At 52.6% G+C, this 13,232-nt stretch carries 14 protein-coding genes and 1 pseudogene; 4 read left to right on the forward strand and 11 right to left on the reverse strand.

Annotation, left to right across the window (positions count from 1 at the left end):
- Positions 1 to 4: 4 nt before the first annotated feature.
- From EJN92_RS08760 to EJN92_RS08775, 4 genes are all read right to left on the reverse strand, one after another.
- Positions 5 to 259, reverse strand: a complete 255-nt coding sequence (locus EJN92_RS08760) for a phosphopantetheine-binding protein (RefSeq protein ID WP_126127461.1) — start codon at positions 257 to 259, stop codon at positions 5 to 7.
- Positions 252 to 1,025, reverse strand: coding sequence for a lysophospholipid acyltransferase family protein (locus EJN92_RS08765; protein ID WP_126127462.1), 774 nt, complete (start codon positions 1,023 to 1,025; stop codon positions 252 to 254). Before EJN92_RS08765 ends, EJN92_RS08760 begins: the two co-directional genes overlap by 8 nt.
- Positions 1,018 to 1,758, reverse strand: a complete 741-nt coding sequence (locus EJN92_RS08770) for a beta-ketoacyl synthase chain length factor (RefSeq protein WP_126127463.1) — start codon at positions 1,756 to 1,758, stop codon at positions 1,018 to 1,020. Before EJN92_RS08770 ends, EJN92_RS08765 begins: the two co-directional genes overlap by 8 nt.
- A 631-nt stretch (positions 1,759 to 2,389) precedes the next feature.
- Positions 2,390 to 3,001 (reverse strand): hypothetical protein, encoded by a 612-nt coding sequence (locus EJN92_RS08775; protein WP_227869774.1) that lies wholly within the window; start codon positions 2,999 to 3,001, stop codon positions 2,390 to 2,392.
- Between the two features lie 57 nt (positions 3,002 to 3,058).
- Here EJN92_RS08775 and EJN92_RS22150 point away from each other — a divergent pair.
- Together EJN92_RS22150 and EJN92_RS08785 are read left to right on the forward strand one after the other, a co-directional pair.
- Positions 3,059 to 3,205, forward strand: a pseudogene (locus tag EJN92_RS22150) (IS701 family transposase); the annotation flags it as partial.
- Positions 3,206 to 3,476: 271 nt separating this feature from the next.
- Complete coding sequence (locus EJN92_RS08785) at positions 3,477 to 3,959, forward strand: SRPBCC family protein (protein WP_126127465.1); 483 nt, start codon at positions 3,477 to 3,479, stop codon at positions 3,957 to 3,959.
- A 17-nt stretch (positions 3,960 to 3,976) separates the two neighbouring features.
- On the opposite strand, the gene EJN92_RS08790 is transcribed toward EJN92_RS08785, so the two are convergent.
- The 7 genes from EJN92_RS08790 to EJN92_RS08820 all read right to left on the reverse strand — a co-directional run bounded on the left by EJN92_RS08790 (position 3,977) and on the right by EJN92_RS08820 (position 10,489).
- The gene (locus EJN92_RS08790) at positions 3,977 to 5,014 is read right to left on the reverse strand and encodes an SLAC1 family transporter (protein WP_126127466.1); all 1,038 of its coding nucleotides are present in this window, start codon (positions 5,012 to 5,014) and stop codon (positions 3,977 to 3,979) included.
- A 37-nt stretch (positions 5,015 to 5,051) separates the two neighbouring features.
- A complete protein-coding gene (locus EJN92_RS08795) occupies positions 5,052 to 5,549 on the reverse strand; it encodes a DUF4405 domain-containing protein (RefSeq protein WP_126127467.1) in 498 nt (165 codons plus the stop codon).
- A 28-nt stretch (positions 5,550 to 5,577) separates the two neighbouring features.
- Complete coding sequence (locus EJN92_RS08800; RefSeq protein WP_126127468.1) at positions 5,578 to 6,417, reverse strand: FAD:protein FMN transferase; 840 nt, start codon at positions 6,415 to 6,417, stop codon at positions 5,578 to 5,580.
- The gene (locus EJN92_RS08805; RefSeq protein ID WP_126127469.1) at positions 6,414 to 6,950 is read right to left on the reverse strand and encodes an FMN-binding protein; all 537 of its coding nucleotides are present in this window, start codon (positions 6,948 to 6,950) and stop codon (positions 6,414 to 6,416) included. Before EJN92_RS08805 ends, EJN92_RS08800 begins: the two co-directional genes overlap by 4 nt.
- A gap of 8 nt (positions 6,951 to 6,958) precedes the next feature.
- Entirely contained in the window at positions 6,959 to 8,263 is a 1,305-nt protein-coding gene (locus EJN92_RS08810; protein ID WP_126127470.1) for a porin family protein, read from the reverse strand.
- A 41-nt stretch (positions 8,264 to 8,304) separates the two neighbouring features.
- Positions 8,305 to 9,558, reverse strand: coding sequence for a cytochrome-c peroxidase (locus tag EJN92_RS08815; RefSeq protein ID WP_126127471.1), 1,254 nt, complete (start codon positions 9,556 to 9,558; stop codon positions 8,305 to 8,307).
- Positions 9,559 to 9,850: 292 nt separating this feature from the next.
- Positions 9,851 to 10,489, reverse strand: a complete 639-nt coding sequence (locus tag EJN92_RS08820) for a protein phosphatase CheZ (protein ID WP_126127472.1) — start codon at positions 10,487 to 10,489, stop codon at positions 9,851 to 9,853.
- 286 nt (positions 10,490 to 10,775) lie between these two features.
- On the opposite strand from EJN92_RS08820, the gene EJN92_RS08825 reads away from it, so the two are divergent.
- Together EJN92_RS08825 and EJN92_RS08830 are read left to right on the forward strand one after the other, a co-directional pair.
- Complete coding sequence (locus EJN92_RS08825; RefSeq protein WP_126127473.1) at positions 10,776 to 11,834, forward strand: hypothetical protein; 1,059 nt, start codon at positions 10,776 to 10,778, stop codon at positions 11,832 to 11,834.
- A gap of 146 nt (positions 11,835 to 11,980) precedes the next feature.
- The gene (locus tag EJN92_RS08830) at positions 11,981 to 13,231 is read left to right on the forward strand and encodes a GGDEF domain-containing protein (RefSeq protein ID WP_126127474.1); all 1,251 of its coding nucleotides are present in this window, start codon (positions 11,981 to 11,983) and stop codon (positions 13,229 to 13,231) included.
- The last annotated feature ends 1 nt before the right edge of the window (position 13,232 follow it).

Consider the following 13,232-nt stretch of genomic DNA (forward strand, 5'->3'; position numbering starts at 1 on the left):
CCTCTTATTTCTTTCTGCTGGTTTCTATCAATGCCGTCAGTGCGCGCACCGAGGCGAAATGGCGACGCGTATCTTCCGAATCGGCAGACAGCGAAATGCCATAACGTTTTTGCAGCGCCACACCCAGCTCCAGCGCATCGATAGAATCCAAACCCAGGCCCTCGACAAACAAGGCTGCATCGCTGTCAATATCGGCGACGCTCATGTCTTCCAATTGCAGCGCATCGATAATCAATTGTTTCACTTCTTGTTCAAGCATGACGTTGGTATTCCTGAGTAAAATAACTTTGTAAATAATCTGTTAAACGACGTGCCGCCATGACTTCGCTGGCTGCCGCGTCGATAAAACCAGCAATTGGAATATCGTCCAACACTTCTATCCGAAACTGCGCTCTACGCGGCGGTATCTGCCACCACTTCTCGCCCTTGCCCAAGGTCATCGGTGCGCAATGTATCAACACTGGCGTGATATTGCGCGCACCGCGTACTGCAATGTTTGCAGCACCGCGTTTCATGCAAATCGCCGCATTTTTTTCCGTCCTCGTGCCTTCCGGAAAAATGATGAGGTTATTTCCGTCTTGCAAAGAACGAATACAATCTGCTACCAGTTGCTGACCCTGATCGTTATTGATATAGCCTGCCGCCCGCACCGGACCGCGCATGTAGGGGTTGTTCCACAAGCCTGCTTTGACAATACAATCGGCACGCTTCACCAACGCCATCAAGAACACGGTGTCTATCAGAGTAGGATGATTTGCCAGTATCAGCAAGCCTTGCCGCTGCAGCTTTTCTAGACCGATGATTTCATAGCGCAATACGCCAAGGGCATGCATCATACCAACGAAGGCGCGAAAAGTAACGCGTAATACGGCACGCGCGCAGCGTATGCGCGGCTGCCGCTGCCTGAGCATGATGTTAATCAAGGGAAACACCAGCACACCTAAGAATAGCCCACCGATTCCAAAGCTAACAAAACAGAGCCCTGTGGCAAACACCCGCCAATAATATTCCAGGCGATCAGGCATCCCGGCTCCAGCGCCAGCATCGTCCATCGAGCTGGCGCTCTAAGCTGGCGGCACCGGATAACTGAAATTGCAAAATTGCCAAACTCACCGGCAGCCCCTGTGTAACGGCCAATGGCGCGCTGCTGCAGGCGCTCCACTCTAGGTGCACAGGCTGTTCGGCGGCCGCCACCATCAACCAGGCCCAGGCATGCGGCTGTTCCTGGCAGTCCTGAAATTCCGAGAATATGGCTGGCAAAGAATCATCATAGACCACCAGCAAGACCTCAGTATTGCCGTCTGCCAACAGGCTGCAAGCCTCTAGCACCGCATGTTCGACACTGCTGGCACCCGCCGCCAGCGCCAGAGTATTGGCCTGATCAGCGCGCGCTATCGAAAATAGCCCGGCACTAGCGTTATGCACCGCCAAACCAAAAGCGGTCGGCGAGAGCGGCTCAGCGCGCACTAAAGCATCGATCAACTCCACCGCACGCGCCACTTCGCCGTGTCGCGAACAAAATACCGTAGGCAGATCACGCCGCCCATCGCTACATTGATACGCCACTTGTAGCGCCATCTTGCCTAAAAAACCGGCACGCCGGCGCAACATAGGCGGCATCTCGGCCAGCTTAGGCTCGCCTTGCGCCGCGAACGGATGCGGTGCCTGCGCCCAAGCCTGCCAGGCCGCAGCACTCTCCACTCCAGGAGCCCAAGCGGCATGGCTAGCGATAGAGAAACTCAGCCGCGCTGTGCTCATGTAAAAACGCCTTATTTTTGTTAAAAATACATTATTTATTCGGTTCCAAAGCAATTATTTGGAGGTCGTGCAGTATGACGTCAAAATCAATAATAATCAATTAAATCAAGGGCTTTCACAAAGAAATGACGCCGATCTTAGTCTCGCTGCCGTCCAGAATACGGGGGGCTGCGATTGTTTAAAGCCAGCTGCCCGCAGGCGCATATTCCATGCGGCTCGCAGGCCAGGCAGGCTGGAAAGCCGCATGGATTATGCGCGCTGGGCTTGCCTCGTTTCCAACATCATTCGAGCCTACTATCGATGTGCGTCCACCTTATCCGCTTATGCACCTAAGTGCAGGTCTGAAATATCAGCGGCGTCAAGCCAAGTCGATCAACAACTTCCAAGGCTTTACCCCATACCAGCGCTTGCCCTCAGTCCATCATCAGCAGAAAGCCCCGCGCCTTTTCTGTGGGGCATAAGGCAAGAGTGTCCGATTAAAAAGTTTTTATAACATTTTTAGCTTTTGGCTCGCACACCTTCATAGCAAAAGGGAGCGGGCAATATTGGCGACATCGAAAAAGCGCATAATCAATCGAGTCTGACTACACTGATCTTGCTTGGAAATCAAAGCACGCTCGAACTTAAATAATCATTGATAACCATTTGCAGTTGGATCAGCTGTGATACGAAATAATTTTGTGCCCTGTTTCGCATAAACAAGTTGCCCCTCTCCCTTGTAAAAAGTTTCAACTCTATAGGTATCTTTACTAAAGATACCTCCGAATGGAATCCAAGCCTTTCCTGTTTGATAGGCTTTAAAATCGCTTGGCTGACCAATTAAATCTTCTACCTGTCGTTTAGACATGCCAATAATGAGTTTAGAGAATTTGCTGGAAGGTTTAGGCACACCAACAATTTCACCTTCAAAATCCCCATCTTTTGACATTACTTTTCGTGTGCCTGGCACATCTTGATTTTTTTCTTTATTTTTTGTTGCCTGAACTGCTTGCGTCTGCGGTGTTGAGTTAGTTGGGATATCAGATGATTTGGTAGATTGATTATTTGAACTTGCACACCCAGCCACTGCCAAAGAAATTATAAAAAACAGCAGAGTATTGGGTATTCGTAAATTATTATGGTGAATCATATTTTTATCCAGTCGTTCAATAGTGATATTAAAAAATTGCTTTTCTTCGCAAATCAAAAATCTGTAGCCAAATAATATAGCTTTGCAAATATACAATAAATAGGACTCACGCAAAAACAAAAGATGTGTAACAAGGTGTAAAAGAGAAAACGGATCTGTGCCGTTCTGGACCTGTCGAAACGTCCAGGCCGCTTAGATTATTGCCAGTATTTATTGGTAAATCCGATCAATCACACGATCACCAATTTTGCCAATCACGTGGAGAATATGAGTCACGATGGCATCAATCGCTTTTTGGGAAGTGAGAAGATGACTCCCCCCCAACATTTTCAAATTACGTCTCCACAGCAGATACTGCGCAGCTTTCCATCAAATAAGCCAGCAAGGCGAAATAACTGGCACATTACCTCAAATGGAAAAATATTCCGCCCCTCTCCCAGGCCGGACGCGCATATTCCATGCGGCTCGCAGGCCAGGCAGGCTGGAAAGCCGCATGGAATATGCGCGCTGGCGGCATGCTGGGTAGATTTTGTATTTCCGTGGCGGATTAAGCGGAGTAAACTAGCCAGCTTGAACAAGGAAACCGGCTATGAAATTCGAACATTTAGTAGAAATCAATGAACTGCACAACCCGCTGACCGAGGTGATTACGCGTGCACAGCTGTGGCGCGGTCTGGTGCTGCGGGCCGAGTCGCCACAATTGTTTGTGACCTATATCGATGAAGCCAACGTGACTGAGCGCACCGAAGTGAGCATGGCGCGCAGTCTGCGCTATGGCGAACTGATCATCGTCGATACCGTCAGCCTGGTGCATCTGGAGCATGTGCATTACGCGGTCGCTGAGCAAAAAGATATTCCGCAATCATCTTTGCGTATGAGCATAGAAGAACCGACGCCAGATGCGCTATTCGTGCGTTTCGCCTACGATGATGGCCACAGTGCCGCCGAAGATTTAGCCAATGAGGTCTACAACGAGTATCGCCGCTCGGCCTATCAGGAAGCCGACATCGACACAGTGCGTCTGATACGCGAAATGGCTGAGTACGGCAGATTGAACGGGGCTTTGTCTTAAGCCCTCAAAAGCCAGGCTTAGTGCTGCGACAGCAAGCGCCCCTGTAACAGCTGTATCAAGGTGCGTATGGCTAAAAACAGCACTAGCGCACTGGCCAGCAACACCGCTGCTAGCGCCACCTCGGGTGGCCAGCCGCCGCGTCGTACCGCCTCCACGATGCAAGAGGCAAGCGCTGCCACCGGAAAAGAAAACGACCAGAAACTGAAGGAAAACGGGGTCTGGCTCCACCAGCGCCAGCGCGTCAGCACCGCAAACACTGGTCCGCTGGCGATCCCCAGACCTATCATAATGAAGTCGGCCGACAGTTCTGGCCACACCGTAGCGACTGCCAGGGTGCCGACCGCTGCCGGCGCGATTTCTATCCCCAGAGTAGGTCGCAGGCCGATCGGTAGCGGCCCGGCAAACAAACGATTCAAGATCCGCACCTCAAGCAAGGCCCAGCCGCCTAGGCCCATCCCCATGAGCAACATGGCAAACCCGGGCAAGCCTATGGCCATCAAGGCCATGGCACCGACAAAACCGCCGGGTACGATGGGTACGTACAAGGCGGGACTGAGTAATTCTGAAGGCATCTGGCCGGTCGCCAGTTGCGCCACGATATGCCAGGCGATGAGTGCCTGCAACATCAGGCACAGGGCAATAACCAGATTGACCGCGGCCTGCCAATCAGGATGGGTGGGCCGCAATAACACCACCGCCAATAAGCAGGTAACCGGCATCAAAGCCAATAAAGCGCCCTGTACCGGATGCCTAAATTCTTGCCTGAACACCCCATGATGCAAGACTAATTTGGCGGCAGACAAAAGCAATAACAGCGCCAACAATCCTAGTCCCAGCCATAACAAGCTCAGCGTCAGCGCTGGCACGATAGCCCAGCCAAAACTGGCGAGCCGCTGCCAGCTGCCAGCTAAGGCCAATAATCCTAAAGGTATGCTGAACAAGCCGGGATGCAGGCGCGCCAACCAGGGACGTGCCAGAGGATGTACAGATGCGCTGGCGACAGAGGTATCAGGAATGGCGCGCACAGGCGGCTCCGTGGAGAGGGGGTCTGTCATGATGCGGCCAACAAATTCTTGCTTGCAAGCGCAGTCTTCAAAAATTGTGGATTGTCTTGCGCCCGATCAAGATATGCAGGATCAGCAGCAGCGGCAAGCCCAGGCCGAGCACACTATGCGCGCCCGACCACCAGATCCGACTCTGTTCCGAGGCCAGATAATACAGGGCATAGCCGCTCATGCTGAGACTGGCAAAGAGTGCAATCATGCTCCAGCCAGTCGCGCGATTGCGCTGTGCGCGGTGGGCACGGCGCATATGTAATTGCAGCAGTGCGCCAAGCAAAAACAGGCACAGCATGGCCAAGCCACCATGCACTTGTATCGCGGGATGTTCCCAGGGATGCAGGCTCTCGCCAAACTCACCCACCTGGCGTAAAAAATAGCGCGCGATCAGCCAGACCGCGCCGCTCAATGTCAAACCACTCAGCACCGCATACAGAGACCAGCGATGCCAGCGCTCCAGGCGAAAATGCTGATGACGATGTGCGGCTAAAGCTTGTGAGGGATGATGCAGGCTAGGTTTAGCGTGACGCATGGGCGAATTCTTCCGGCAAAAATCAAGATCAAGCCTCAATTATAAAAGCATCGGCGGCAAAATTGGTCAAACTTGGATGCTGCGCGTCGCTACTGGCCGCCACCACCTTGGTCAAGGCATCGGCCCAGATGCACAGGGGCGCACGCACACTGACACTGCCGACTGCGATTAAAGGCGCACCGGTCCTGCCATGCACCAAGGCACTGACCTGCTGCTGCGCATGCATGCGCGCCGAGAAGTAACTACCCGAGGTCGCCATCGCCTGATTTTTTAATAGTATCGTCTGTGCCATTTTGGCAGGGGCATGCGGGTCGCGGATCGCAACCTCTATCGCCTCATCACCGATCACGCGCAGATCGCCACCGGCATTCACGCAGGCGTTTTGCACGCCAGCTTGCTGCAAGGCGAGCATCGCCTGATCGACCGCGTAACCTTTCGCGATGCCGCCCAAATCGAGCAAGTCTAGCCGCAGTTTTTCGATGCGATTATTGCTCATCAAGCGCCAGGCCTGCTGCTGTGCCTGATACGTCAGCGCGGGCTGGCTATCGAGCCGGTGCGGCAGATACTCCCAAGCGACCAAATTGGCAGCGACCCGGATATCAAACAAGCCCGCACTCAGCTGGGCCAGCTGTAGCGCAGCCTTGATCACCTGATAGGTATGCGGATGTATCACCAATCGCGCACCAACTGGCGCATCATTGATATGGCTGACGTCGCTATCATGGTACTGATAACTCATCAGCATATGGATCTGCGCCAGCACCGAGAAAGCCGCCTGAAACGCCCGGTTCAAGGCCGCCTCAGAAAGCTCATCGCCTATACTGATTTCTACCAGTGTACCCAGCCAGGGTTGCGCTCTGCGCTTCACTTTTTAAGTGCTACCTGGGCGATTGCCGCAATCCGCCGCACCCCGTCAGTCACATGGCTGCAAGACAAAGTGGCACCGCTGATATTCGCGATGCCCTCGCCTACACTCAGACCAGCGCCAGCGCTCTTGCCAACAAACTGCTTGCGCCAGTTGGCATTTTTGATCTCTAAGCCGTGGCTTTCCCGATATGTCAGAATTTCTACCTGGCGCACGCTGGCGTCCGGCTGCAAACCGACCGCATAAGAGATGAGCTCGAATTTGCCGATCACATCATCCAGCACGATATAACCCAAGAGTTTTTCATCTTTGTAGGCAGCAATCACACGCCAGGCCACAGAACGCGCCGGCAAGCCCGCGAGTTTCTCGACCTGATGCATTTGCTCTAGCGTTAATTGCAAAGTGCTGGCCTTAAACGCATTGGCCTCAGCAAAGATCACTTGCTGGGCCTGCTCTACGCTTAAATACTGGGTCGCAAAAGCGCTGCTACTAGCCAGCGCCAGCGTCGATAAAATAAGCGGGGAAAGCTGCTTCATTGAGCCAATTAGAACGAGTAACCGACGCCAAGATTGAATCTATCCATGCCGCTGTCACGTTTAAATTTCTGGAAATCGGCTTTCAAGACCACGCCTTCGCCAATTCTGAAACTGGCACCCAAAGTGGTGACTTTCTCAGCATCGCTAGCGGCCACGCCCAGACCTTGCGGCACTGCGCTATAACTGGAGGCGGTGTTAAATTCTTCGTAGCGCAGGAAGGGGGTCAGACTGTAATCGGTATTGCTCCAGACCTTGTAAGCGCCCTGCAGATACCAGCCAAAAAAGGCGGATGGCACGGGAGTCACCTGACCGACAAAAGTCAGATTAAGTGCTTCGGTATTGCTAATGGTGCCGCGAGCATACAATGCCGACAGATCCCAGTTGCCTGGGGTGTAACGCGCATGCGCATCCCACAAGGTGACGCGGGCATCGTTAGCTGCAAAATCGGTGGTGCCATGACCAGCCTTGCCGCTAAACACAGAAGCGCCTAGCAGTAAGCCCGGGATGCCACGCCAGTTCAAGGCACCATGCACACTCAGGTCACGCGATTTGGCCAATTGTCCTTCTTGGTGGATACTTGCCAACGGTTTTTCACGGCCGTCGGTTTTGGCAGCATCCCACTTACTCAAATCGAAACCAGTGGTCAGTCCAGCATCCCAGCTAAGTCCATTTTCATAGTTGCCGGAAACCCCAAAACCGGCTTCACGCCAGGTAGTTGGAATGATCGCGGTTTCGATAAAATTACGATGCACGCCAAAATACGCAGTCGGCTCATGGCTGGTATTGAGCAAACCTACCGGCATCAGGAACAGACCGGCCTTGGCGCGCAAACCATTTTCAAATTCACGCTCTACATACAATTGCTCGACTTCGACTTCGCCGTTGTCGTCTTTCGAGGCGATCGCATGTTCCCACTCAAACTCACCGACCATCTTGGTTTTACTATCGAAGCGATGCGTGATACCGATCACGGCGCGTGCCACATCGGTCTGGGCTTGATTGCTGGCATCACGTGGGCGCGTGTAAGCGATCTCGCCATAGCTGCTGATGACGGTGGCTGCGGCAGCTTGGCCTGGTGACGCGCTGGCAGTAGCGGCACTGCTGGCTACGGTGCTCGCCAGTGCCTCTTGTTTTTGTTCGACCTTGGCGGTCTGCTGGCGATTGGCTGCCAGTTCGGCCTTGATGGATTCTAATTCAGCGGCCAGTTTCTCGATTTTTTGCATCAACTCGGCTTCACCCGCAAATGCGGGCACGACTAAGGAAGTGCTTAAAAAGGAGGCGCACAGCGCTTGTGCTAAGAGAGTTTTTTTCATGATGATGGGTCGCCTAAGCTAAAGGATATATGTGGAGAGATTTAATTTTTGTAGCCGTCGTTCAGGGTGCCGAGAAACTTCACCACATCGTCGACTTCTGCCGGGCTTAATGCAGCCGCCATGCCAGGCTGGCGGTTATACGGCACTTCTTTAGTATTCACATTACCGATATTCGCGGCAGGCAAATCATTAAATTTCAATACTGAACCATCGCTGCCACTTGGATACCATTCCTCAGGATTGGTGTCGCGCCTCACGTAGAAGCTGACCGCCTCTTTCAAGCTAGTGAAACGCCCATTATGGAAAAACACTTTGCGGGTCGCGACATTGCGTAAGGTCGGGACTTTAAAGGCCCCACACAGCTCGGTGCGGTTGGTCAAATCAGTGCGATCCGGGCCGCACAGGCCAAGATCGAAATAAGCAGGATCGGCAGTGGCGGGAATCGCAAAATTGCGCGGCACGCCCAGATTATCGTAACTAAAATCGGTGAATAAAGGCGCAGCACCATTCGCGCCTTTGGCACTACTGTGGCAGCCTATGCAATTGCCCTTAGTTGGATTATTGAACAAGGCCAGCCCGCGTAATTCGGCCGCATCGAGCATGGCTTTACCGGCTAAGAATTGATCGTACTTAGAATCGTAAGGATGAAAGTCCTTATCTTCCAACTGATATTGCTGCAAAGAGAATTGCACACGCTCAAACGCCGTATCGGCGTTATCGAAAATGGCGCTGCCAAAGGCCTTTTGAAATTCTAAGGCATACGCGGTGCGGCGTAATTTCGCGACCACATCGGCCTTGTCCAGATTGGCCATCTCATGCGGAGCTAAAAATGGGCGCTCGGCCTGGATCGCTAAAGTTTGCGCACGACCATCATGGGTAAAACCACCGCCGGCCTTACCATCCTTACCAAACGAAAATCCCGGTGTCAGATTTAAGTAACGCAAAGAAGGCACGGCCCGAAAGCCCGGCACATTCAGATTGGCGCCACCCAATTGCACGCTCAGATTATTGCTAGGCGCATGCGCATTGGCTGGATCATGGCAAGTTGCGCAAGACATTTTGCCTGAAGCAGAAAGGCTGACATCCTTAAAGATTTTTTCGCCCAAGGCGGCAGGCGCGCTCAGCTGCGCTTCGGCCGGCGGCGTGGCCGTGGAACTGGAACTGGAACTGGAGCTAGCGCCACCACCGCAGGCGCTCAGCATCAAGCTCAAGGCGGCACTCAGTAACAGTGGGGATTTTTGAAACAAACCTGTCCTGGCAGTCGCTCGCGGTGCCAATGTTTTTATGAAACGCATAATAATTTCCGTTGCGATGGGCCGAATTTTAGCCAACATCTTAAAATGTCATTCAAATACAAATGAGAATGATTGTCATTATATTGTCAAATCCACCCCGCGATCAAGAACTAAGCGCAGCGTATTCTTGCGCAAGCACAAGAAACAACGAATGAACAAGGAAATTAGGCTTTTTGAAAAGCCACAAATAGAATGCAATGGCTTAGTTATTTTAGCCAAATGAAAAAGCCCCTGGCATCAACCAGGGGCTTTTTGTAATTCGTCTGGCACGCCAGCAAAAATCAAGACATGCTCAGAAACCTAAATCGGCCAACAGGTCATCGACATTCTCCTGATCCATCAAGACCCCACCCACCGCGCCTGGGCCAGCCAGCATTTCTTCTTGTTTGATCGAGCTGATCATGCCGGCTGGGGCACCGCTGACCAAGAGTTGTAGCAAATCGGTTTCGGTGCGTGCCAGTAGCGACACCACTTTTTTGATCAACTGCCCGGTCAGATCCTGAAAATCTTGCGCCATCATGATGTCAGACAAAACTTGCTGCATCAGATCGCCGCTGTTATGGGTAAAACTAATGAACTCTTTGGTTTGTTTGCCCAGCGCGAGTAGCTCTTCCTTACTCAGAGTTTCCAGGTCTTGCGCGTTCCACAGGCGCTCCATCTCGGCCGCGCCTTCTGAAATTTTCTTTTGTATAGGCAGAGTTTCTTCGACCTTGCCCAAGACCGTGTTGGCCGCGTTTTCTGTCAGGGTAGCGACATGGTGCAGTCGTTCACGGGCCGAAGGGAACTCATTGCTGGCCTCGGCCACAATGCCATCAGCGCCTACCGTGGTCAGGGCATCGTACAAGGCGCGTACCACATGACCCAGACCTTTGAACATCATGTCGGGATTATCGGCTGCCGCATTGCTCACTGCTGTAGCTGCATCACTCATAGTCGCGCTCTCTTTTTGATGACGAATAGTCAAACTGTCTAGAACTGCAAGATAACGTATTCTGCACCTAAAACGAAGCGAAATATCATTATTCTTGTTATGCAATTCTAGGAAATTTCTTCAGGCTTTGCTGAAATACTAGCAAAAGTGTGCAACTCCTTCGACAGCCAGCCGATAATCTTGGATAATGCCGCCATACGCGCACTGTATTTTCGTCGCAAAGTAATCAAGAATTTCCGCGCAAACTAGCCGCAAACTACCGCCTACACTCACCCAGAAAGCCATCATGCCTACTCTAGCCAGCCCTCCAGAACCGGTACAAGCGAAACAACTGAAACGCAAACAATTTGCCAGCAATGGCGATGTCCACATCTTAGGTGATGTACAGATTAGCACCCAGATGCTGGTCGGTGGCGATCTGCTGGTAGATGGCGATTTGCAAGCCGAAGAAGTGTTTTGCCTGGGTAAGCTGACAGTGACCGGGAATATCCAGGTGCAATCCCTGTACGTCGGTCAGGCCTTGGATTGCGGTGGCGATATCGAAGTCGAGTTTTTGCTCAAAACCGGTTGCAGCGCCGATTGGATGGCGCGCATGCTAGAACTCGATCAAGCCAAACCGGCCAAAGACGGCAGTCCCTACATGGATAAACTGGTGCATCCGGCGATTTTGCAACGCAATAGCCATCAAGAAGTGTTCGGCGGCTATGGCGATATTCAGGCGCTCGGTTATCTGGCTTGCGATGTCTTAGATTGCCACGGCGATGTACAACTCGATGGCGTGTTTGATGTGGTCGAAGTGCAATATCTGGGCGGCCACCTGACAGCGAGCGAAATAGAAGTCGCCGGTGACTGCAATTGCAAAGGCGAGCTATTCAGCGAAACCGACATCACGGTAGCCGGTAGCCTGTTCGCCGCGACGGTGACCAGCGAAGGCAATATTGACTGCGGTGCGCTGCATAGCTTGGGCGACATCAGTTGCTGGGGTTACTTGCGCGCCAGCAATGAAATCAGCAGCTTGAATGGTGAAATCCATTGCGGCCGCTGGATCGCCACCAAGGGCAGCGTGTTTGCCGCCAAATACATCAAGGCTGGCGAATCTGTGGTGGCTGAAAAAGGCATCAACTGCGGTGACGACTACGGCATCCTGGCCGCCACTTCCTTGCGCCGTTCACGCTGGGAAAAACTCGGTATGGTGTCGGCACCCAAGCAACCCGAGCACCTCTTGTCTGGTCAGTTTGTTGCGGGCAAAAAACGCAGCCACATCGATGCTCTGGAAAAGAAACGTGATTGGGAACTCGATTGGGAAATCCCACGCCGCTTGAAACGCGAAGCCGAACTAGGCTAAACGCGGCGATTTAAAATGGGGCGAGTCGGGTACTCGCCCTTTTTTTATTTACCAGCCAGTCACAACAAAGTGCGGGTCCAAAGACACTTTGCTTTTCTTGCATTTAATGTCACTATATGTAGACAACATCCAAGCAAAGGCTGTCCATGCCAGGCTATCTTGATACTGCCAAACGCTGGTGGCGCAGAACACGAAGACAGAATAAAGTCGTGCAAGCGGAGGCAGCACTAGAAACCTTGCGCCGTTTTCGCACGATTTCCCCTTTGCTGCTACTCATCAACCTGGTCTTTATTCTGAGCTTCTGGCAGTTTGGCTATGATGTCAGAGCTGGTTTTCTAGCGCCACATACGCTCGCCATCATCCAGATCCATAGTGTGATGGCCTTGTGTAATCTGCTGCTGGGTACGCTGAGCCACTACCTGTGTCGTCACAGCGCCGCCTTACCTGCCAAGCCGCTGTATACGCGACTGCTGCAACTACTGATCTGCCTCAGCTACCTGCTGTTTGCCGTCAGTATTGCCGTGGCAGATCAGTTAGTTACCACTAGCCTTACCCCGTTTGTCTTGATTTGCCTGTTGGTAGCGATGCTTTCACTGATGCCGCCCGGTAGCAGCATCGCGTTATTCTCACTCACCTATTTGATCTATTTTTATGCTATCGCCAGCACCCAAGATCAAGCCGAGATTTTGTTTAGATTGCGCGGCAATGGTCGGGACGTTTTGCTGATGTGTGCGGTAGTCTCTAGCATAGTCTGGCGCCAATACGTGGTAGCCATTTTATTGAAACGTGAAATCCTGCGGGCGCACCAGACGCTGGCACGTAAACAAAGCGAATTAGAATTTCTGGCCATGCATGATCCGCTCACCGATCTGTACAACCGGCGCGAATTCATGCGTCTGGCCGAGATGGAATTAGCCAGGGCGCGCCGCTTCCCTACCGACAGCAATCTGATCGTGCTTGACCTCGATCATTTCAAGCGCATCAACGATGAATATGGGCATCCGCAAGGCGATTTAGTATTGAAAAAAATCGCACATGTGCTCATCAGTAGCATGCGGGAAACCGATGTGGTAGCGCGTCTGGGCGGAGAAGAATTTGTTATTTTACTGCCCAAAACCGGGCAAGCCGATGCCATCGCGGTAGCCGAAAAAATCCGCCTGCGGATCGCCGCCGAATCTTGCCAGGATGGCGAAAAATCGCTGCCCTTGAGTGCCAGTTTTGGTGTCAGTGGTTTGCAAGTGGGGCAAACCGCGACCCTAGAAGACCTATACCTGGCGGCTGACCGTGCCCTGTATCGCGCCAAACAAACTGGCCGCAACTGCGTCCACTACGCAGCCCCAGGCCTGGTCGCCAGCCCAGCACCGCTCAGCTTACGCGGTCATGCGGGCGACAGCTAGT

This window comes from Undibacterium parvum (genome assembly GCF_003955735.1).
In the GTDB taxonomy this organism is placed as follows: domain Bacteria; phylum Pseudomonadota; class Gammaproteobacteria; order Burkholderiales; family Burkholderiaceae_D; genus Undibacterium; species Undibacterium parvum.

Coding starts and splice junctions, on each gene's coding strand:
- EJN92_RS08760 (WP_126127461.1), bottom strand. CDS start 259: ATGCTTGAACAAGAAGTGAAACAATTGATTATCGATGCGCTGCAATTG.
- EJN92_RS08765 (WP_126127462.1), bottom strand. CDS start 1,025: ATGCCTGATCGCCTGGAATATTATTGGCGGGTGTTTGCCACAGGGCTC.
- EJN92_RS08770 (WP_126127463.1), bottom strand. CDS start 1,758: ATGAGCACAGCGCGGCTGAGTTTCTCTATCGCTAGCCATGCCGCTTGG.
- EJN92_RS08785 (WP_126127465.1), top strand. CDS start 3,477: ATGAAATTCGAACATTTAGTAGAAATCAATGAACTGCACAACCCGCTG.
- EJN92_RS08790 (WP_126127466.1), bottom strand. CDS start 5,014: ATGACAGACCCCCTCTCCACGGAGCCGCCTGTGCGCGCCATTCCTGAT.
- EJN92_RS08795 (WP_126127467.1), bottom strand. CDS start 5,549: ATGCGTCACGCTAAACCTAGCCTGCATCATCCCTCACAAGCTTTAGCC.
- EJN92_RS08805 (WP_126127469.1), bottom strand. CDS start 6,950: ATGAAGCAGCTTTCCCCGCTTATTTTATCGACGCTGGCGCTGGCTAGT.
- EJN92_RS08810 (WP_126127470.1), bottom strand. CDS start 8,263: ATGAAAAAAACTCTCTTAGCACAAGCGCTGTGCGCCTCCTTTTTAAGC.
- EJN92_RS08815 (WP_126127471.1), bottom strand. CDS start 9,558: ATGCGTTTCATAAAAACATTGGCACCGCGAGCGACTGCCAGGACAGGT.
- EJN92_RS08820 (WP_126127472.1), bottom strand. CDS start 10,489: ATGAGTGATGCAGCTACAGCAGTGAGCAATGCGGCAGCCGATAATCCC.
- EJN92_RS08825 (WP_126127473.1), top strand. CDS start 10,776: ATGCCTACTCTAGCCAGCCCTCCAGAACCGGTACAAGCGAAACAACTG.
- EJN92_RS08830 (WP_126127474.1), top strand. CDS start 11,981: ATGCCAGGCTATCTTGATACTGCCAAACGCTGGTGGCGCAGAACACGA.